Consider the following 19,709-nt stretch of genomic DNA (forward strand, 5'->3'; position numbering starts at 1 on the left):
CGCGCGGGGCATGGCAAAGGGACGCAATATGTCAAATTACATCAAGCTGATCGTGCTTGGGCTGGTCGTGGTGTTCGCCGCGATTGGGTCCAACTATGCACGCGATTTGGCGTATCAGGTGCATGCGATTCTGGTGATGTTGATCGCCGGTGGTTTGTTCATCTGGACGCTTAGAAAAACGGACGAGCCAGATATTCTCTTAGACCGCTCGGGCGAATACATGGATGACGTGATCCGCTATGGCGTGATCGCGACCGCCTTTTGGGGTGTGGTCGGGTTTCTGGCGGGAACCTTCATTGCGTTCCAGTTGGCCTTTCCGGCGCTGAACTTCGAATGGGCGCAGGGCTACGCCAACTTCGGCCGGTTGCGTCCGTTGCATACTTCGGCGGTGATCTTCGCCTTTGGCGGCAACGCGCTGATTGCAACTTCGTTCTATGTCGTACAGCGCACCAGCGCCGCGCGTCTCTGGGGCGGTAATCTGGCGTGGTTCGTGTTCTGGGGCTATCAGCTGTTCATCGTTCTGGCCGCAACCGGCTATCTGCTGGGCGGAACCCAGTCGAAAGAATATGCCGAGCCTGAATGGTACGTAGACCTGTGGCTGACCGTTGTCTGGGTCGCTTATCTGGCGGTCTATCTGGGCACGATCATCAAGCGGAAAGAGCCCCATATCTATGTGGCCAACTGGTTCTACCTCGCGTTCATCGTCACCGTCGCCATGCTGCACCTGGTCAACAACATGACCATCCCCGTCAGCATCTGGGGCTCGAAATCGGTTATCGTCTGGTCGGGCGTTCAGGACGCTATGATCCAGTGGTGGTACGGTCACAACGCCGTGGGCTTCTTCCTGACCGCGGGCTTCCTGGGCATGATGTACTACTTCATCCCGAAGCAGGCCGAGCGTCCGGTATTCTCGTACAAGCTGTCGATCATCCACTTCTGGGCGCTGATCTTCCTGTATATCTGGGCGGGTCCGCACCACCTGCACTATACCGCGCTGCCTGATTGGGCGTCGACGCTGGGTATGGTGTTCTCGATCATCCTGTGGATGCCTTCGTGGGGCGGTATGATCAACGGTCTGATGACGCTTTCCGGCGCTTGGGACAAGCTGCGCACCGATCCGATCATCCGTATGATGGTCATCTCGGTCGGCTTCTACGGTATGTCCACATTCGAAGGACCGATGATGTCGATCCGCGCTGTGAACTCGCTCAGCCACTATACTGACTGGACCATTGGTCACGTGCACTCGGGCGCGCTGGGCTGGAATGGCATGATCACCTTTGGTGCGCTGTACTTCCTGGTTCCCGTCCTGTGGAAGCGCGAGCGTCTGTACTCACTGCAGATGGTCAGCTGGCACTTCTGGCTCGCCACCATTGGCATCGTGCTCTACGCCGCGTCGATGTGGGTCACCGGTATCATGGAAGGTCTGATGTGGCGCGAAGTGGATGCAAACGGCTTCCTGGTGAACTCGTTCGCCGACACCGTGGCCGCCAAGTTCCCGATGTACGTGGTGCGTGGTCTGGGTGGGGTTCTGTTCCTCGCTGGCGCAGTGATCATGTGCTACAACCTGTGGATGACCGTGCGGAAAGCGCCGGCCAAAGAGGCCAGCCTGACCGTCGCGGTCCCGGCTGAATAAGGAGGGCCGGAGCAATGGCAATTCTCGACAAACATAAGATCCTCGAGACCAACGCGACCCTCCTGCTGATCTTCAGCTTCCTGGTCGTAACCATCGGTGGCATCGTTCAGATCACCCCGCTGTTCTATCTTGAGAACACAATCGAGAAGGTGGAGGGCATGCGCCCTTACACCCCTCTCGAAATGGCGGGGCGTGAGATCTACATCCGCGAAGGCTGCTATGTCTGCCACAGCCAGATGATCCGCCCGATGCGGGACGAGGTCGAACGCTACGGCCACTACTCGCTGGCGGCTGAATCGATGTATGACCACCCCTTCCAGTGGGGCTCCAAGCGCACGGGGCCTGATCTGGCGCGTGTTGGTGGCCGCTACTCGGATCAGTGGCAGGTCGATCACCTGCGGGACCCGCAGTCTGTGGTGCCTGAATCGGTGATGCCCAAATATGGCTTCCTCGAACACCGCAAGATCGACGGCAAGTATATCGGTGACATCATGGCGGCCAACGCTCTGGTCGGCACCCCATATACCGAAGAGATGCTGGAGAACGCGCAAGCCGACTTCCGCGCTCAGGCCGATCCGGACAGCGACTATGACGGTCTGCTGGAACGCTATGGCGACAAGGTCAACGTGCGCAACTTCGACGGCCAGCCCGAGCTGACCGAAGCGGACGCGCTGGTTGCCTATCTGCAAATGCTGGGCACGTTGGTCGACTTCTCGACCTTCACGCCTGACGCAAACCGCTAAGGAGGGTGTGATGGAAGAATACACAATCCTCAGACAGTTTGCGGATAGCTGGATGTTGCTGCTGTTGTTCGCCTTTTTCCTGGGCATCGTGATCTGGGTTTTCCGCCCCGGTGCCAGCAAGGAATACAAGGACACGGCCAATATTCCGTTCCGGCATGAAGATAAACCCGCCACATCCAAGGAGGCGCGGCAATGAGCAAGACACCTGAAAAACAGCCGGGTGATCCGAATACAACCGGTCACAGCTGGGACGGTATCGAAGAGTTCGACAACCCGATGCCGCGCTGGTGGCTGTGGACCTTCTACGCCACCATCTTCTGGGGTGTGATCTATACGATCATGTATCCCGCATGGCCTCTGGTTCAATCGGCAACCGCCGGTGTGTTGGGCTGGTCTTCGCGCGAGCTGGTGCAGCAGGAAATGGTTGCCTTCGAAGAAGCGAATGCGCCGTGGAATGCGAAGCTGGTTGAAACTCCGCTCGAGGAGATCTCGGCCGATGCAGAGCTGCAGCAATACGCCGTGAATTCGGGCGGTGCCGTATTCCGCACATGGTGTGCGCAATGCCACGGCTCGGGTGCGCAAGGTGCGCCGGGTTTCCCGAACCTGCTGGACGATGCCTGGCTTTGGGGCGGTACGCTTGAGGATATCGAGTACACCATCGCCTATGGTATCCGGAATGAGGAAAGTGACGATGCGCGCTATTCCGAAATGCCGGCCTTTGGCGAGATCCTCGAGCATGACGAGATCACGCAGGTGGTTCAGTATGTCATGTCGCTGACCAACGCTCAGACCGACGATGCAGCAGCGCAGGCGGGCAAGGTTGTCTTTGAAGATAACTGCGCGGCTTGCCATGGCGAAGATGGCAAAGGCGATGTCTTCCAGGGCGCGCCGAACCTGACGGATGCGATCTGGCTTTACGGTGGTAGCGAAGAAGCGCTGACCGAGACGGTCACCAACAGCCGGTTCGGCGTCATGCCATCCTGGGAAAACCGCCTGACTGACGCGCAGATCCGTGCTGTATCGGCTTATGTCCACCAGCTGGGTGGCGGTCAGTAAGAGCTAAAAGAACACCTCCGGGCGGTTTCCCGCCCGAAGGCTGAGGCACCGGCTGTTCCATCTGTTCGCGCGTTTCCAGAACAGCCGGTGCCGAATTTTCCAAGAATAAGCCCTTGTTGTGTCTCGGTCCAGAACCGGGATTCAGGCTGGTTCAGCGATCGTCCAGATCTGTTGCGCGCGGATGTTCCTTCCACCAATGATGTTCGGGCAACCAACGCGCCTTGCGGCGGCTTGGTTTTGGTGTGTCCTGAATATGGGGCGTGTCGACCCGTGTCGCAGTCATGAAAGATCGGGCAAAAACGTTCAGCATGGCGTTTCTCCTAAGCGATAAAGTTCCTGCCTAAAAGATTGACCTTTGGGGCGCCAAATGCGACTCAATAACCATTACTCTGTGTAAGTGTGGTTTACATATGGACTGGCTGAACCTTCCGCCGCTTGCTGCGCTCAGGGCCTTTGCAGCCTTTGCTGAGAAGCGTAATGTAGTCGATGCCGGTCTGGCGCTTAATGTCAGCCACGCTGCCATCAGCCAGCAGTTGCGTGCGCTGGAAAAGCACTTGGGCGTTGCGCTGCTCGACCGTTCCGGCAAGTCACTGACCCTGACCGGGGACGGAGAGCATCTGGCGCGTGCCTTGCATCTGGGCTTTGGCGCGATTGAGGTGGCCGTTGGCGATTTGGCCCGTTCGGGTCAGGACCGGCCGGTTCATGTCTCGCTGACTTCGTCCTTTGCCGCATCGTGGCTGATGCCGCGTCTGCCAAGTTTTCGCGCCACCCACCCGGAGGTCAATCTGATCCTCGATCCAACCTTCGAGGTGGTCGAATTGCGCCCAGGCGGAGTCGATGTCGCCATCCGCTATGGTGCCGGAGGTTGGCCGGGGGTGGATTGTGAGATGTTGCTGCAAACACCGATGGTTATCGTGGCCTCACCCACTCTGTTGGGGGGCAAAACGGACTGGTCGCCAGCCGAGCTTGCGCAACTGCCGTGGCTGGAAGAAATCGGCACGACAGAAGCTACAACATGGCTGACCGAACGCGGCGTTGGCCCCGAACGCGGTGCGGGGCGCACGCAACTCCCAGGTAATCTGCTGCTGGATGGCCTGAGGTCCGGACAAGGGGTCACGGTCACCGTGCGACAATTCGTCGAGACTGATATCGAGGCGGGCCGTATCGTCGAGCTTTATGCCGAACCCGATGCGCGCGGATATCATATTTTGACGCAAAAATCAGCACTTAGACCTTCGGTGAAGACGTTTATCAGCTGGCTGAAACGCGAGGCACGCAACGCGCGGTAACATTGGCGCGAAAAGATGTCTGTACGATGCGCGTTTTGACCCATGTCAAAGTCTCTCGTCCCGTGATCTGGAACAAGACACACTCAGAAAAGCCAGTTGTGGAGCCAGCCTGTGAGCGATTCCAACCCCACCCCCAGTCTCTATGCCGCCAGAGAGCCGATTTTCCCAAGGCGGGTGTCCGGCCCGTTCCGCAATCTCAAGTGGATCATCATGGCGGTGACGCTGGGCATCTACTATGTGACGCCGTGGATCAGATGGGACCGGGGTCCAAGCCTGCCGGATCAGGCGGTGCTGCTGGATCTGGCCAACCGGCGCTTTTACTTCTTCTGGATCGAAATCTGGCCGCATGAGTTCTACTTCGTCGCAGGCCTTCTGATCATGGCCGGGCTGGGACTGTTCCTGTTCACCTCGGCTCTGGGACGGGTCTGGTGCGGCTATGCCTGCCCGCAGACTGTATGGACCGATCTCTATATCTTGGTCGAGCGCTGGATCGAGGGGGATCGCAACGCGCGTCTGCGTCTGCATCGACAGAAGAAGCTGGATTTTCGCAAGGCACGATTGCGTCTGACGAAATGGGCGGTCTGGTTCCTGATCGGCCTCGCCACGGGCGGGGCTTGGGTGTTCTATTTCGCGGATGCGCCGACGTTGGCCCGCGATCTGGTGACCGGCAACGCACATCCTGTGGCTTACACGACCATGCTGATCCTTACCGCCACTACCTTCTTCTTCGGTGGCTTCGCGCGTGAGCAGATCTGTATCTATGCCTGCCCCTGGCCGCGGATTCAGGCGGCGATGATGGATGAGGATACTCTGGTCGTCGGATATCGCGAATGGCGGGGTGAGCCGCGTGGAAAGGGCAAACGCACTGCCGATTCTGATCTGGGTGATTGCATTGACTGCATGGCCTGCGTCAATGTCTGCCCTGTGGGGATCGATATACGGGACGGGCAGCAGCTGGAGTGTATCACCTGCGCTTTGTGTATCGATGCCTGTGATGACATGATGGCCAAGATAGGCAAACCACGCGGCCTGATCGACTATATGGCACTCAGCGATGAGGTGCACGAGCGAGAAGGTCAGCCGCCCAAGAACATCTGGAAACACATCCTGCGGCCCCGCACGATCCTTTATACGACCTTGTGGTCGCTGGTCGGCTTTGCCCTGCTCTTTGCGCTGTTTATCCGTTCGGATATCGACCTGACCGTTGCGCCGGTGCGGAACCCGACCTTCGTCACCTTGTCGGATGGCACGATCCGCAACACCTATGACGTGCGCCTGCGCAACAAGCATGGGGAAGAGAGGTCCTTCCAACTGACGCTGGCGGGCGATCCGTCGCTGCAGGTCGAAATTGAGGGCATCGAAGGGAATGCTGTCAATGTCGCAGCAGATACGGCACAATTGACGCGGGTCTACATTACTGCGGCTCAGGGCACCGGTCCGGCCGCTGTGGACAGCACTTCGGTCCGCATCTGGGTGGAAGATCTTGGAAGTGGCGAGCGGGCCTATAAAGACACCACGTTCAACGGACGAGGAAACTGAGAATGGCAAAGCGTCAATTTACCGGAAAGCATGCGCTTGCCGTGTTTGTTGCAGCCTTTGGTGTGATCATCGCGGTGAATCTTGTGCTGGCCTACAGTGCGGTGAAGACATTTCCGGGACTTGAGGTCAAGAACTCCTATGTCGCCAGCCAGGAGTTCAACGAACGTCTCAAAGAACAGCAGGCGCTGGGCTGGGAGATCAAGGCCGAGGTGACCGGCGGATTGCTTGTGCTGCGCATCACCGATCAGACGGGTGCCCCCGTCGAGGTGGCTGAGCTGCAGGCGGTTGTTGGTCGTGCGACCCACGTGAAAGACGACTTCTCGCCGGATTTCACCTTTGATGGTCTGGCCTACGCGGCTCCCGCCGCACTGGGCAAGGGGAACTGGAATATCCGTCTGGTCGCCAAGGCCAAGGACGGTGCCGAATTCGCGCAGCGCGTGCCGCTGTATGTGAAAGGGTGATGGGATGACCGCACAGGCCCCAACCGGTACAGCGGCTTGTCCGGGCTGCCTCGCAGCCCCGGCCGAGCCAGCGCGTGCGGCGCCCAAGGACGCGCAGATCGCGCTGTCGCTACCGGGGATTCACTGCTCGGCCTGTATTGCGACGGTTGAGCGGGAATTGAACGCCCATCCCGGCGTCTTGGACGCGCGGGTCAACCTGACGCTCAAACGCGCCATGATCAAAGCCGCTCCGGACATGCGTGCCGTCGACCTGATCCCGGTGCTGGAACGCGCGGGCTATGAAGCGCATGAGCTTGACCCCGGAGCGTTGTCGGCCACGCAATCTGACAAGGCAGGTCGTGATCTGCTGATGCGGCTGGCCGTGGCCGGGTTTGCGTCGATGAACGTGATGCTGCTGTCGGTATCGGTTTGGTCCGGCGCAAGTGATGCGACTCGGGACATGTTCCACTGGATTTCGGCGGCCATTGCGTTGCCTGCGATTGCATTCTCGGCCCAGCCATTCTTTGCCAACGCCTGGAGCGCCCTGCGTGTGCGTCGCCTGAACATGGACGTGCCGATCGTGCTGGCCATCCTGCTGGCGCTGGTCACTTCGCTCTGGGAAACCGCGCTTAGCGGCAAGCACGCCTATTTTGACGCCGCCCTGACGCTGACCTTCTTTCTGCTCGCCGGGCGGTATCTGGATTACCGCACCCGCGCCGTTGCCCGCTCCGCGGCTGAAGAACTGACCGCGTTGGAGGTGCCACGCGCCACCCGTCTGGTGGATGGCGCTGAGGAAGAGATCGCAGTTTCCTCTCTGAATGTCGGCGACCTGATCCTTGTCCGGCCCGGCGGTCGGATGCCAGTGGATGGAGAGATTGTCTCGGGTCAGTCCGAACTCGACCGCTCCCTGCTGACCGGGGAAACCCTCCCTGTATTCGCGCAGGAAGGGCTGGCGGTCAGCGCTGGTGAGGTCAACCTGACCGGACCTCTGACCATCCGTGCGACGGCGGTGGGTGAGGATACTTCGCTGCATCGGATGGCCGATCTGGTGGCCATCGCTGAATCGGGTCGGTCGCGGTACACATCGCTGGCCGACAAGGCGGCCAAGCTATACGCGCCGGGTGTGCACATCCTGTCGGCGCTCAGCTTTCTGGGCTGGTACATCTATTCCGGCGATGTCCGTACGGCGCTGAACATCGCCGCAGCGGTTCTGATCATCACCTGCCCCTGTGCGCTTGGCCTTGCGGTTCCGGCGGTGACAACTGCCGCCTCCGGTCGGCTGTTCCGCAGCGGGATGCTGATCAAACATGCCACGGCGCTGGAGCGTTTGGCCGAGGTCGACACGGTCGTCTTTGACAAAACCGGTACGCTGACCTCGGGCACACCCGAGCTGACCAATCTGGGTGACCATTCCCGCGCCGATCTGGAAGTGGCTCTGGCCCTGGCCGAGGCCTCCTCGCATCCCTTGTCGCTTGCCGTTGCCAAGGCCGCGCGTGAGGCCGGGATCAAACCTGCCACCCTGCGCGATGTGGTCGAAGTGCCGGGCTATGGCACCGAGGGCCTCTATCGGGATCAGCGCGTCCGGTTGGGCCGCGCCGCCTGGGTCGGTGGCGAGGACGGCGCGCAGACCTCTGCATGGCTGGCCATCGGATCGCACACGCCCCAGCGTTTTACGTTCACGGACAGCCTGCGCGCCGGTGCGGCTGAGGCCGTCGCCGCCTTCCGCAAAGCGGGCAAAGAGGTCATCCTGATCTCGGGCGACACCAAAGGGGCCGTTGAAGTGCTGGCAGATAAACTGGGCATCGAAACCTGGATTGCCCAAGCCTTACCCGAGGACAAAGCCGCCAAGGTGCAAGCGTTGTGCGATCAGGGCCATCGCGTCTTGATGGTCGGCGACGGGTTGAACGATACGGCAGCGCTGGCGGCGGCACATGTCTCGATCTCTCCTGCGTCAGCGCTGGACGCGGCGCGGGTGGCGTCGGATATCGTGCTGCTGGGCAATGACCTGTCACCGATATCGGATGCCTGCGATACGGCCATAAAGGCGACCAAACGGATTCGCGAGAACTTCCGCATCGCTACCGTCTACAATGTGATCGCGGTGCCTCTGGCCGTTGTGGGCCTCGCAACACCGCTGATCGCGGCGCTGGCGATGTCGACCTCGTCGATCACTGTGTCCCTGAATGCATTGCGGCTGAGGTAATACGATGGAAGTTCTGGCTTATCTCATTCCGATTTCACTGCTTTTGGGCGGTGTTGGGCTGGTCGCGTTCATCTATACTGTCCGATCCAACCAGTATGACGACCCCGAGGGCGACTCGCGCCGCATCCTGAGCGACGAATGGGACGACAAGCCCAAGCCCTGACCGCCCTTGAAATTGCCGCAATGCCCGGTTATGTCCGGCCCATCCGCTAGCAGAGAGATACGCCTCATGGCCACCACAAACCCGATCCAGTTCATTCAGCAGGTCCGTGCCGAAGTCGCAAAGGTCGTCTGGCCGACGCGCCGTGAGGTTCTGTTGACCACGGTCATGGTGTTCATCATGGCGGCGCTGACGGCTGTGTTCTTTGCATTGGTCGATCTGGGCATTCGCGGCGGGTTGCAACTGATCCTGGGCGCCTTCGGCTAAGCCGGTTAGGTAGGCGGAAACGCCACTGCCCCCTTGCACAGCACGGCGTGTCAGAGTAGGTGACATGACTATTCGGAATGGGCGTGCGGCGAATCGGGCTGCGCGCCGCTTTTTATTCCGGGTGACGCAATTGGATTTTAACGAGGGGTGCGCTTAGCCGCGGCCCGAAGGCAAACAAGGACGACAGGTTCATGGCGAAACGGTGGTACTCGGTCAGCGTTCTTTCGAATTTCGAAAAGAAGATCGCAGAACAGATCCGCACGTCGGTGGCTGAACAGGGCCTTGAGGACGATATCGACGAGGTTCTGGTGCCCACCGAAGAGGTGATCGAAGTGCGCCGGGGCAAGAAAGTCACCACCGAGCGCCGCTTCATGCCGGGCTACGTGCTGGTGCATATGGAAATGTCGGATCAGGGCTATCACCTGATCAACTCGATCAACCGCGTAACCGGCTTCCTGGGCCCGCAGGGCCGCCCGATGCCGATGCGTGACGCCGAAGTGAACCAGATCCTCAACCGCGTTCAGGAAGGTGAAGAAGCGCCGAAGCTGATGATCACCTTTGAGGTCGGCGAGAAGGTCAAGGTCAACGACGGCCCGTTCGAAGATTTCGACGGTATGGTCGAAGGCGTGGACGACGAGAACCAGAAGCTGAAGGTCTCGGTCTCGATCTTCGGTAGGGAAACACCGGTCGAGTTGGACTTCACGCAGGTGACCAAACAGAGCTGATCAAGCTTTGCTGCAAAAAACTACAACGCCGCGATGCAACATGCGCCGCGGCGTTTCTGATTCCGATATGAAGACGGCGATACTGTTTCGCTTACCGCCTTATTGCGATTGCGTCATCGCCGCGCGCAAGAGCTGCGGACGGTCGGTCTGGGATGGCAGGAAGACAGCTTGCGATCCGGCGTCCAGTGCGGACAGGCTCGCATCATACCACTGCATCGCAAGGTCGCGGCGTTCCTGCACACCAAAACCTTCGCGCAGGTGGTGCCCAATCAGTTCTCCGTAGGCCGGTTCCCCCATAGCAACCAGCATCAGCGCAGAGCCAACGGCGGTGTCCATGTTGTCCTGTCGGTATCCCATCGCCAGGCAGACCTTGCTTGTCGCGGCAAGATCAGTGGGGCTCAGCCCTGAATCCAATGCCAGTTTGCGAACCTGAGTTTCAGCCTCAGTTTTTGAACTGATGGACAGGGCATCAACTTGTGGTGCCAACATCTCACCGTAAGAGGCGCACTGGGCGCTCACCTGATCCGGCGTCAGCCCCTGGATGTCCTGCATCAGATCTTCGCCGCGCGCCATCGCATAGCTGCGGGCAAGGCAAAACTGTTCGCTGAGCGCAAAGTCAGGATCGGACATGTTCGACAAAGTCGTATAGCCGCCATTGGTCGAGGTTTGCAGCATGACCCCGCTACAGCGATTGGCCAGCGACGGACCCCCGGCACCACCAGAAAACAGGCTTGGCAGACTTGCAGACGTTGTTTCGGCAGTGCTCGCTTCCGGCTCAGCCGTCTGGGGCTTGATAACCGGTATCGCTTGTGCCGGAGCCTGAGGCACCGCAGCCAGTGAAGACCCTGATTGTACCTGTCGGCGGTATTCCATCAAAAGCGGCTGGCCCGAAAGCTGGGTGGCTGCCTGTCCACCGCTTGTTGCCCAGTAATATGCCTGCTGCAGGAAGTCATACTGATAAGGCTGGAAATCATAGCCATTCACAGGATAGCCCATGGATGCCTGATACCGCTCGATTGCCGAGCGGGTTCCGCGACCGACCTGCCCGTCGACACGACCAGCATTGTATCCAAAGTAATTGAGCGCCGTCTGTGTCTGGGCTCCTTGGGTGGTGGACGGGATGCCTGACCGGTAGGTTCGTGTGGTTGTCGTCCGAGCCTGCTGTTTCTTGCCTTGCTCTTTACCAATGGCATAACCGATGACGCCACCAACAACTGCGCCGCCCAGGATTTCGCCTGCGTCTGCACGTGCGGTCTGAGGTGTGGATGTTGCAAAAGAAATCACGATGCCCAGTGTTATCAATATACGAATGATCATAGTTAACCTCCACTAACCAATCCATTTCCAAAGACTATAGCACAGCCACAAGTGTTAATGTGAGACAAAGGCCGAGAGTTGCCCAACTCACCGACTTATCCAGGTATTTCTGGGCCTTGTTGGTTTGTCCGTAGCTTGTATTTCCTTGTCTATTGCGCTCTGCAGTTGGTGAGTTGAATGAAATCCGCGAGTGCTCGATTCGATTGCGCGACATTCGAGCGGGCCAGCCCCTTGCCAACCCTCGCATTCCCCTTTAAATGCCGCCTCTATCGTCTTCGGGCGAGATTCTCTCGTGGGAGATTGCCGGGATCGCGATCCCGCATCGGACCACGCAACATAATCTGGGTGAGACGCGTCTCATCTAAGTTGAAAGGAAAACCAAATGGCCAAGAAGCTTGCTGGTACAATGAAGCTGCAGGTTCCTGCAGGTCAGGCGAACCCGTCGCCGCCAGTTGGTCCGGCGCTGGGTCAGCGCGGCATCAACATCATGGAATTCTGCAAAGCGTTCAACGCCAAGACCGCAGACATGGAGCAAGGCGCACCTTGCCCGACCGTGATCACCTATTATCAGGACAAGTCCTTCACCATGGACATCAAGACGCCGCCCGCGTCTTACTACCTGAAAAAAGCGGCAGGCCTGAAGCCGGTTGGCAAGCGTAACCGTCCCCGTGGCGCGGAAAACCCTGGTCGTGAGACCGTGGCAACCGTGACTTCGAAGCAGGTTCGTGAAATCGCCGAAGCCAAAATGAAAGATCTGAACGCCAACGACGTCGAAGGCGCAATGCAGATCATCCTGGGCTCGGCCCGCTCCATGGGCATCGAGGTGAAGTAAGATGGCAAAACTCGGTAAACGTACCCGCGCTGCGCGCGAAGCTGTCGCTGGCAAGGAAAACCTGTCGGTAGACGAAGCAGTTGCCCTGGTCAAAGCCAATGCAACCTCGAAATTCGACGAGACCATCGAGATCGCTCTGAACCTGGGCGTTGACACCCGTCACGCAGACCAGATGGTTCGCGGCGTTGTCGGCCTGCCGAACGGCACCGGCAAAGCGATGCGCGTTGCTGTATTTGCTCGTGGCCCCAAAGCTGATGAAGCGAAAGAAGCAGGCGCAGATATCGTTGGCGCAGAGGATCTGATGGAGACCATTCAGGGCGGCACCATCGAATTCGATCGCTGCATTGCCACCCCGGACATGATGCCGATCGTTGGCCGTCTGGGTAAAGTTCTGGGCCCCCGCAACCTGATGCCGAACCCCAAAGTTGGCACCGTGACCATGGACGTGAAAGCGGCCGTGGAAGCAGCCAAGGGCGGTGAAGTTCAGTTCAAGGCGGAAAAAGGCGGCGTCGTGCACGCAGGTGTTGGCAAAGCGTCGTTTGACGAAGCCAAGCTGGCCGAAAACGTCCGCGCTTTCGTCTCGGCTGTGGCCAAGGCCAAGCCCTCGGGCGCCAAAGGCACCTATATGAAGAAGATCGCGCTGAGCTCGACCATGGGCCCTGGCGTGACCGTCGATGTTGCGGAAGCATCCGGCGAATAAGCCCGAGCGCAGAACTACAAAGAATTGGTCCCGAGTGGTGTGAACTGCCCGGGACTTTTTCTTATCTTCGATCGAAAGTCATCATCGCTCGGACCAACTCGTCGAAACAACACTGGGTCTCGTTAATTGCCATTAGACAAACAAGCTAACTGAACCCATGTCGTCAGTAATCCGATCGCTAATCCCAGATTGGCTATTCAACGGATTCCCACTTCATCTCGTTCATCAGCACCTTTGGATGTGAGACCAGCATATGCCAGACCACGGCCTGAAAGCTCTCTACCTGAGCGGTGACATCCCCTAAACTCGGGATTACCAGAACGGCATCACCCACCTCGGCTGCATACCCGCCGTCTCGACCGACAACGCCCATGACCGAAGCGCCAACGTCCTTGGCAAGTTGCATGGCTTCAACAAGGTTCATAGAGATATTCTTTTCCTTGCTACCGCCGCCTACGGAGAACACAAAAACAGCGTCCTCTTTGCGAATTCGGCTGACTTTGAGCCAGTTGGCGTAAGAACTGTCCCAGCCGTCATCGTTAATCCGTGCCGTTAGCTCGGAAACATTATCGGTTGGCGTATAGCATTCGATTCCAGCAATCTTTCGGAAATCGTTGACCGCGTGACTGGCATGACCTGCGCCACCACCCGATCCGACAAAAAACAACCGCCCGCCTCGCGCACGCACCTGCACAATCAGATCGACCATGTCAGCGCAGGTCTTTCGATCAAGCGTTGCGATGATGTCAGAAGCATTCTTAAAAAATTCGTCAATTGCGTCCATGAAACAGTCCTTTCTGCTATGTGATCGTGTCGAGGGCGATATCTACGGCCCCCAACAATGTGTCCGCGTGGTGGTCAGCCTCGACCCCGTTGTTGTAAGAGGTATGAATCAGAATAGTGGTCATTCCGGCGGCGGTTCCTGCCAGCATATCCTTGGCGGTATCACCGATCAAAACACTGCGACCCAGGTCGATCTGCCATTTGTCTGCTAGGGCAAGAAAAGCACCGGCTTTCGGCTTTCGGCAATTGCAATTGTCCGCGTCATCATGGGTACAGCAATATATCTGATCGGGGCCAAGCACGGCCTCGATCCTTGCGTTCATCTCGCCCAAGGTATCTTCAGTCAGTTTTCCGCGGGCAACATCGGGTTGATTGCTGACAACGAGCACTGGGAATTCACGTGAATGCAACCGGTCTGCGACCTCAGACAACCCATCGGAAAGCCGAAAGTCGTCTAGGGTGCGCGGCGAATACCAACCACCATCACGCGAGACGACTTCGTTCAGAACGCCATCGCGATCGAAGAACAGCGCCGGTCGTTTCACGAAACCTTCTCCAGCTGTACCGGAATGTCTGTCTCGGACGACTCATATATCGCTTTCAAAGTTCGCATGACGCCGACACCTTCAGCGAAATCCCCCCAGATTGGATTTCCCGTTTGGATTCCCGACAGGAAATCCTGCCATTCCAAATCCCAACTTTCGTCAGCACCTTCATACGAGAGGGTTTCCATATCCGGTACACCGCCTTCAGGCCTGCGGATCGCTTGAGTCAGCGTCTCAGTCCCATAGCTGCGCCCCAACCCTTCGATCACAAGGGAGCCCAAGGTGCCAAAAACCTCGAAAGAGAACAGGTTCTTCCATTGCGTCCAGGCGGTGTGAAAACTGGCAATCCGCCCGTCCTGCCATCGCAAAAGGGCAAAACCATTGTCTTCGAGGTCGCCCAAAGGCCAAACTGCGGTCTGAAGGCATCCGTAGGCCGAGTTTGGCTCTGCCTTCATGAACCAGTGAATCAAGTCGATGATATGGACGCCTTGATCCGTCAACTCTCCGCCACCGGCCATTTCACGATTTCCGCGCCATTCCTTTTCGTAGCCTGGACGCCCACCATGGCCATAGCGGGCGCGAATATGGATAATGTCGCCGATCACTCCGTCAGTCATCCTGCGATGTGCCTCGGTCAGGGCAGGGTGATAGCGATGGTTGAACCCGATCTTCAGTCGCCGTCCAGTGGCCTCAGCCGCTTTCTGCATTGCAAGCGCCTCGGACAGGTTTCTGCCCATCGGCTTTTCCACCAGCACATGACACCCAGCTTCCAGCGCTACCACGGAAATCTCGGACAGCCCCGCATTGGGTGTTGCCACGCAAACAATATCTACGCCTTGCGCTGCGATCGCGTCGCGCCAATTCGTGAAAGCCTCGGCGTGGTGTTCGGCGGCCAGTTCCTGAGCGGTCGTTTCGAAAACATCCGCAACGGCCACAAGTCGCGTTTTAGGATGTCGCGCGGCCACGTCCGCCCGACGTTTGCCGATCAGACCACATCCGATGACTGCTACGCCTAAGGTTCCATCCAGTTCCGCCATGTCCGCACCTTAACGACCGCGTATATTTGCGACTGTCGTCGAGCCGTCGAAATCGATGCCGTATTGGATGCGTGGCATTCCACGCGCGGCCATATACGCCTCGAGCTTTGCGGGATTTTTGGCGCAATAAAGCATCAAAAAGCCACCACCTCCTGCCCCGATGATCTTGCCCCCCAAGACATTGTAGTCGGCGCGCACTTCGTCGTAGAGCTGGTCCCAGCCATCAGAGGAAATCTTTGAAGACATCCGCCGTTTGTTCATCCAATGCTCGTGCAGCGACAAGCCGAATTCGTCGAATTCCTGCGATTTGATCTGATCCAGAATTCGATAGCCAAGATCCTTGATCGCATCGAGACTGTTCTGAACCTGATTTGATCCACCACCCCCGCTCGCCTTGGGGGCAACTTTTTTCATTGCTTCGTCTTGATCTTTCAGCACCGCTTCGGCACCGCGTCGTGTGCCGGTATAGTAGATATGCGTATTGCCCGTCAGGTCGGCGAGCGCGGATTCACCGAGATCAACTTCTGTAACCTTGACGGTGCCGTCTTTTGCGATGTCGAGTTGTGTTAGACCACCAAAGGCAGCCATATACTGGTCCTGCTTCCCAATACCCTTGTTGAGAACATTGAGTTCGATATCGCAGGCCTCTTCCGCAACCTCCTGGATCGATACAAAGTCGCGTTTTTGAGCGCGCAGCGCTGTCAGGAGCCCGACAAGATAGCAGCTGGACGATCCCACACCGGTGCCTGCCGGGATGTCGGCGAGCGACGAAATCTCAATCCGCTCATCGAAGCCATGGCGCAAGAGGGCTTCGCGCGCCAGTTCATGTTTCAAATCTCGTGCGTTATCGACCTCTTCGGCCTGCGTGTAGTTTATTCTGACCTTGGTATCTACGACTTGCCGGTTCACACAGACATACATGTACTTATTCAGGCACATGGCAAAGATGAAGCCGCCATCCTTCTCATAATATGATGGCAGATCTGTACCGCCGCCGCCCAAAGTGACTCGAAACGGTGTACGCGTGATTATCATGACAAAATGACCTTTCCAGATTGAACAAGATCTTCGGCAGTGGAAAAAGACTCGGGCGTATCAATGCCCAGGCAATAGCCGGAAACTGGCGCTGCATAGACAGATTGATTTTCTGCCAACAGCGCTGGAAATACATCTTTCCCGAAATCAAAAAAGCTTGCAGACGGAATTGTTTCGAGCACGCACGGTTCCAACACGTAGATACCTGCGTTGACGAGCGAAGAAATTTCATCGCCGGCGCCTTCGACGAATTCCACTATTCGGCCTGCATCATCCACCGCGACTCTACCCCCGGCAATGCCGGTATGAGGGTGGACGTTGCGGTCAAAGACCGCAACTGTAGCGATCGCACCAGTTGCTTCGTGTTTTTCCAGCAGCGCCTTCAGGTCGGTATTAAGCAGGTTGTCGCCGTAGACCACCAGAAAGCGACCGCCGAATTTATCGCCAATCTGCTTTGCGGCGCCCGCTGTACCCCGTATTTCAGGCTCATGCGAATATGAGACCGAGAGGCTGAATTGCTGTCCGTCACCGACAAAGGCAGTTATGTCTTCGGGGCGATGGTGAAGATTGATGAATACCTCTTTCACGCCTTCACGTGCGAGCCAGCGCAAGTTACGTGCCAAAATCGCGTCGCCGCCAATTTGCAACAACGGTTTTGGACGCCCACCCGAGATCGGTTCGATCCGCGTGCTCTTCCCGGCGGCCAGGACAAGGGCTTTGGGCATCAGGGTCACAGACGGATCAACCCTTCTTTGGCCAGATAGTCGATCATGGTCTTGAGGCCAGCATCAAGCCCTATCTGCGGCCTCCAACCAAGCCCGCGTGCGCGGGAGATATCGGCAAGCGTCTCTTCAGCCTCACCCGGCAGATCAGGCTTGTGTTCGGGCGGATAATCCTTGCCCATCAAAGCGGCAACGTGATCGTATATATCGCGCACGGAATAGTTTTCGCCGGCGCCCAGATTGTAGACTTGGCCATTGGTTCGCTGATCTGTAATGCACAGCTCGTGAAAGCGGTTTACGTCGTCCACGTGGATGAAATCCCGGCGCTTTCCACCTGTTCCAAATATTGTTGGTGCCTTCCCCTCGGCCAATCGCATAATAAAGGCACTCATAACCGGTGGGATCGACCGTCTATAGTCCTGCTTCGGGCCATAAACGCAAAAATAGCGGAGCGCGGTCGTCGCAACGCCATGATATTCCGAATAGGCGTCAGCGAATGCCATCGAGGCCGCCTTTGAAATGGCATAGAAACTTTTGGGATGCAGTTCTTCCTCGGGCGTCGGAAGTACCTGCGATCCTTCATACAAGGCTGAGCTTTCAGCGTAGATTACCTTCGCCGCTTTCTTCAGCCGTGCCGCTTCAAAAACATTGACCGAGCCGGCCACGTTGATTGATGCCGTCTCCACCGGGTCGTCCTGGCAGTCCGCAATACAATTTTTGGCAGCAAGGTGGAAAATCACATCGCCTGCTTGTATCACGTCAATCAATTGCGGATCACGTATATCGATCTCGTGAAACGTACAATCGTCCGGTATCTGGCTCTTCAGGCCATAGGCAAGATTATCGATGCCGACGACATGATATCCTTTGCTCAGCAGGTAATCCGCCAGATTGCTGCCGACAAAGCCGGCAACACCTGTAATAACAATACGTGGTTTGTTCACAATGTGTATCCGGCCGCAGTCGCGTCGTCATAGAACATCTGCACAGTCTCAAGCGAGTATTCAGCCAGATCCTTGCCAAAAGTTCCGGTCGCCTTAATCAAATCCGGAGTGATGGTGATGATATGACACCCAGTCTCCTGCGCCTGAATAATGTTCAGCGCTTCCCGTGGACTTGCCCAAAGAACCTCGGCGGCAGGATAGCGAGCAGCCATAGCGACAGCAGCTTTCATTACCGGCATCGGGTCAATGCCCGCGTTGGCAATACGCCCGGCAAAAATCGAGATCACACTGGGGGTCTCGGGACTCAACGACTGCAGCACGTCATTGACCTGCTCAAGGGTAAAAATTGCGGTGACGTTCAGCTTCACCCCATCAGCGCTGAGGCATTTGAGAATTGGGCCGGTGAATTCACCCTTTGTGTTTGTCACCGGAATCTTGACATAGACATTGTCGCCCCAACTGTCGATCAGGCGCGCTTGACGCTCCATCTCAGGCAGATCATCTGAAAACACTTCGAACGAAATGGGCGCGTCTGTGATCTTGTTTAATACGTCTTTGGCGAAAGAGGCGTAGTCCGTAATCCCAGCCTTCTTCATAAGTGTCGGGTTGGTCGTAAATCCCGAAACCTTCCCGCTTGCCTTGGCTTCAAGCATATCATTGATATCTGCACCATCGGCATAGAGTTTAATCGTCAATTCCATAGTAAAATCCCAAATGGTTAACCGTTACACATCAATTCACTGACCGGGAAACCAACTCTTATTACAACTGAATAACAAAAAGTCGTCACCCGAGAGGCTCTAGACAGGTTAAAGACCTAGCTTATCACTTCTTGTAAAGATAGCTCTTTATAGAGAATTTTAGCAGGTCTTTGACTAACCGGAGGGGCAAATGTCACGGAGTGTAGTGGTTTTTGGAGGTGCACGTGGCATCGGTGCGACGGTAGCCAAAACCTTCGCAGAAATTGGGGATAATGTTGTAATTTCTGCCCGAAATCCAGAAGAGGTCGCAACCACCGCCAGAGCAATCGGAGCCAAAGGGCAGGTGTGCGATATTACTGATACGGCGGCTGTCCGGGCGGTGCTGGCCACTTCGGGACAACCTGACATTGTAATCAACACAGCGGCAATTCAGGGCGGTCGTGGCGCAATTGGCCCCATTTGGGAAACAGACCCGGAAGCGGTTGCAGCGACGATCAGAATCAATCTGATCGGTGCCGTCAATGTCATTCGCGAATCGCTGCGGGTCATGCGGCCAGTCGACAACGGAGTCCTGATACAGTTTTCAGGCGGCGGCTCTACCGCGCCCCGTGCGGGTTTTGCGGCATACGGTGTCAGTAAGACCGGGGTACTCCGTTTGGTCGAGACCGCCCAAATGGAGCTGGAGGCGGAGGGGTCGAAAATTCGCTTGTTTGCCCTTGCACCGGGCGCAGTTGCAACGGCAATGACCCGTGAAGTTCTGGAAAATGAAGATCGGGTTCCCGAAGAGGCCAAAGAGGCAGGCGATATCGCGGGCGGTCGCGCCGGAGTGTCCCCTGATCTTGCCGCCGAGCTTTGCCAGTTTCTGGCCAGCGACCAGGCAACGCCACTATGCGGTCGGTTGATCCACGTGCTTGAGAAGTATCGAGACTATGTTGGATTCGATCTTGGGCCCAATGACGGAAGACTGAGGCGTGTGGATTATACCTCTGCTTGATTCTTAATTCGTCGATCGCTAGCCTCGCCCGCGTGCAACGC

23 protein-coding genes are annotated in these 19,709 nt (G+C 57.3%); 14 read left to right on the top strand and 9 right to left on the bottom strand.

Translation table 11 applies throughout. The features are described from left to right. Positions 1–28 precede the first annotated feature (28 nt). From ccoN to ccoP, 4 genes are read left to right on the top strand one after another with little or no spacing between them, the layout of a single operon-like run. A complete protein-coding gene (gene ccoN, locus ACR0NF_RS15550) occupies positions 29–1,636 on the top strand; it encodes a cytochrome-c oxidase, cbb3-type subunit I (RefSeq protein WP_480778550.1) in 1,608 nt (535 codons plus the stop codon). A 14-nt stretch (positions 1,637–1,650) separates the two neighbouring features. Continuing rightward, positions 1,651–2,379 carry a cytochrome-c oxidase, cbb3-type subunit II gene (gene ccoO, locus ACR0NF_RS15555; RefSeq protein ID WP_480471801.1) on the top strand — a complete coding sequence of 243 codons (729 nt, stop codon included), beginning with the start codon at positions 1,651–1,653 and terminating at the stop codon, positions 2,377–2,379. 10 nt (positions 2,380–2,389) lie between these two features. Further along, a complete protein-coding gene (locus tag ACR0NF_RS15560; RefSeq protein ID WP_480471802.1) occupies positions 2,390–2,575 on the top strand; it encodes a cbb3-type cytochrome c oxidase subunit 3 in 186 nt (61 codons plus the stop codon). Further along, positions 2,572–3,435 carry a cytochrome-c oxidase, cbb3-type subunit III gene (gene ccoP / locus ACR0NF_RS15565; RefSeq protein WP_480471803.1) on the top strand — a complete coding sequence of 288 codons (864 nt, stop codon included), beginning with the start codon at positions 2,572–2,574 and terminating at the stop codon, positions 3,433–3,435. Before ACR0NF_RS15560 ends, ccoP begins: the two co-directional genes overlap by 4 nt. 151 nt (positions 3,436–3,586) lie before the next feature. On the opposite strand, the gene ACR0NF_RS15570 is transcribed toward ccoP, so the two are convergent. Beyond that, on the bottom strand, positions 3,587–3,745 hold the full coding sequence (locus tag ACR0NF_RS15570; protein WP_480471804.1) for a hypothetical protein: 159 nt from the start codon (positions 3,743–3,745) through the stop codon (positions 3,587–3,589). Between the two features lie 100 nt (positions 3,746–3,845). Between ACR0NF_RS15570 and ACR0NF_RS15575 the strand changes: the two genes are divergently transcribed. The 7 genes from ACR0NF_RS15575 (at position 3,846) to nusG (ending at position 10,058) form a co-directional block, all read left to right on the top strand. Next, positions 3,846–4,724 carry a LysR family transcriptional regulator gene (locus ACR0NF_RS15575; RefSeq protein ID WP_480471805.1) on the top strand — a complete coding sequence of 293 codons (879 nt, stop codon included), beginning with the start codon at positions 3,846–3,848 and terminating at the stop codon, positions 4,722–4,724. Between the two features lie 111 nt (positions 4,725–4,835). Beyond that, the gene (gene ccoG, locus ACR0NF_RS15580; protein WP_480471806.1) at positions 4,836–6,263 is read left to right on the top strand and encodes a cytochrome c oxidase accessory protein CcoG; all 1,428 of its coding nucleotides are present in this window, start codon (positions 4,836–4,838) and stop codon (positions 6,261–6,263) included. Between the two features lie 2 nt (positions 6,264–6,265). Then, positions 6,266–6,724, top strand: a complete 459-nt coding sequence (locus tag ACR0NF_RS15585) for a FixH family protein (RefSeq protein ID WP_480471807.1) — start codon at positions 6,266–6,268, stop codon at positions 6,722–6,724. A gap of 4 nt (positions 6,725–6,728) precedes the next feature. Continuing rightward, a complete protein-coding gene (locus ACR0NF_RS15590) occupies positions 6,729–8,906 on the top strand; it encodes a heavy metal translocating P-type ATPase (protein ID WP_480778551.1) in 2,178 nt (725 codons plus the stop codon). A gap of 4 nt (positions 8,907–8,910) precedes the next feature. Beyond that, positions 8,911–9,069 carry a cbb3-type cytochrome oxidase assembly protein CcoS gene (ccoS, locus tag ACR0NF_RS15595; RefSeq protein ID WP_424831576.1) on the top strand — a complete coding sequence of 53 codons (159 nt, stop codon included), beginning with the start codon at positions 8,911–8,913 and terminating at the stop codon, positions 9,067–9,069. A 66-nt stretch (positions 9,070–9,135) separates the two neighbouring features. Next, positions 9,136–9,333, top strand: coding sequence for a preprotein translocase subunit SecE (gene secE, locus ACR0NF_RS15600; protein WP_171124314.1), 198 nt, complete (start codon positions 9,136–9,138; stop codon positions 9,331–9,333). A 191-nt stretch (positions 9,334–9,524) separates the two neighbouring features. Further along, positions 9,525–10,058, top strand: coding sequence for a transcription termination/antitermination protein NusG (nusG, locus tag ACR0NF_RS15605; RefSeq protein WP_039539910.1), 534 nt, complete (start codon positions 9,525–9,527; stop codon positions 10,056–10,058). 99 nt (positions 10,059–10,157) lie between these two features. On the opposite strand, the gene ACR0NF_RS15610 is transcribed toward nusG, so the two are convergent. Beyond that, complete coding sequence (locus ACR0NF_RS15610; RefSeq protein ID WP_480778552.1) at positions 10,158–11,375, bottom strand: peptidoglycan-binding domain-containing protein; 1,218 nt, start codon at positions 11,373–11,375, stop codon at positions 10,158–10,160. Between the two features lie 382 nt (positions 11,376–11,757). Between ACR0NF_RS15610 and rplK the strand changes: the two genes are divergently transcribed. Both rplK and rplA read left to right on the top strand, forming a co-directional pair. Then, the gene (gene rplK, locus ACR0NF_RS15615; RefSeq protein WP_037314971.1) at positions 11,758–12,207 is read left to right on the top strand and encodes a 50S ribosomal protein L11; all 450 of its coding nucleotides are present in this window, start codon (positions 11,758–11,760) and stop codon (positions 12,205–12,207) included. Position 12,208: 1 nt separating this feature from the next. Next, positions 12,209–12,907 (top strand): 50S ribosomal protein L1, encoded by a 699-nt coding sequence (rplA, locus tag ACR0NF_RS15620; protein WP_171119843.1) that lies wholly within the window; start codon positions 12,209–12,211, stop codon positions 12,905–12,907. Between the two features lie 193 nt (positions 12,908–13,100). On the opposite strand, the gene ACR0NF_RS15625 is transcribed toward rplA, so the two are convergent. Genes ACR0NF_RS15625 through ACR0NF_RS15655 form a run of 7 tightly spaced genes read right to left on the bottom strand, consistent with a single transcriptional unit; the run spans position 13,101 to position 18,674 of the window. Next, entirely contained in the window at positions 13,101–13,691 is a 591-nt protein-coding gene (locus tag ACR0NF_RS15625) for an SIS domain-containing protein (protein WP_480471811.1), read from the bottom strand. Positions 13,692–13,707: 16 nt separating this feature from the next. Continuing rightward, positions 13,708–14,235 (bottom strand): D-glycero-alpha-D-manno-heptose-1,7-bisphosphate 7-phosphatase, encoded by a 528-nt coding sequence (locus tag ACR0NF_RS15630; RefSeq protein WP_480471812.1) that lies wholly within the window; start codon positions 14,233–14,235, stop codon positions 13,708–13,710. Beyond that, the gene (locus ACR0NF_RS15635; RefSeq protein WP_480471813.1) at positions 14,232–15,272 is read right to left on the bottom strand and encodes a Gfo/Idh/MocA family protein; all 1,041 of its coding nucleotides are present in this window, start codon (positions 15,270–15,272) and stop codon (positions 14,232–14,234) included. Before ACR0NF_RS15635 ends, ACR0NF_RS15630 begins: the two co-directional genes overlap by 4 nt. A 9-nt stretch (positions 15,273–15,281) precedes the next feature. Continuing rightward, positions 15,282–16,307, bottom strand: coding sequence for a GHMP family kinase ATP-binding protein (locus ACR0NF_RS15640; RefSeq protein ID WP_480471814.1), 1,026 nt, complete (start codon positions 16,305–16,307; stop codon positions 15,282–15,284). After that, positions 16,304–17,032: a nucleotidyltransferase family protein gene (locus tag ACR0NF_RS15645; RefSeq protein ID WP_480471815.1), complete on the bottom strand. Its 729-nt coding sequence runs from the start codon at positions 17,030–17,032 to the stop codon at positions 16,304–16,306. Before ACR0NF_RS15645 ends, ACR0NF_RS15640 begins: the two co-directional genes overlap by 4 nt. Before the next feature lie 5 nt (positions 17,033–17,037). Beyond that, complete coding sequence (locus ACR0NF_RS15650; protein ID WP_480778553.1) at positions 17,038–17,973, bottom strand: NAD-dependent epimerase/dehydratase family protein; 936 nt, start codon at positions 17,971–17,973, stop codon at positions 17,038–17,040. After that, on the bottom strand, positions 17,970–18,674 hold the full coding sequence (locus tag ACR0NF_RS15655; protein WP_480778554.1) for a transaldolase: 705 nt from the start codon (positions 18,672–18,674) through the stop codon (positions 17,970–17,972). Before ACR0NF_RS15655 ends, ACR0NF_RS15650 begins: the two co-directional genes overlap by 4 nt. Positions 18,675–18,864: 190 nt before the next feature. Between ACR0NF_RS15655 and ACR0NF_RS15660 the strand changes: the two genes are divergently transcribed. Further along, positions 18,865–19,668 carry an SDR family NAD(P)-dependent oxidoreductase gene (locus ACR0NF_RS15660; protein WP_480778555.1) on the top strand — a complete coding sequence of 268 codons (804 nt, stop codon included), beginning with the start codon at positions 18,865–18,867 and terminating at the stop codon, positions 19,666–19,668. Positions 19,669–19,709 lie beyond the last annotated feature (41 nt).

Source organism: Ruegeria sp. CF4 (assembly GCF_056537345.1).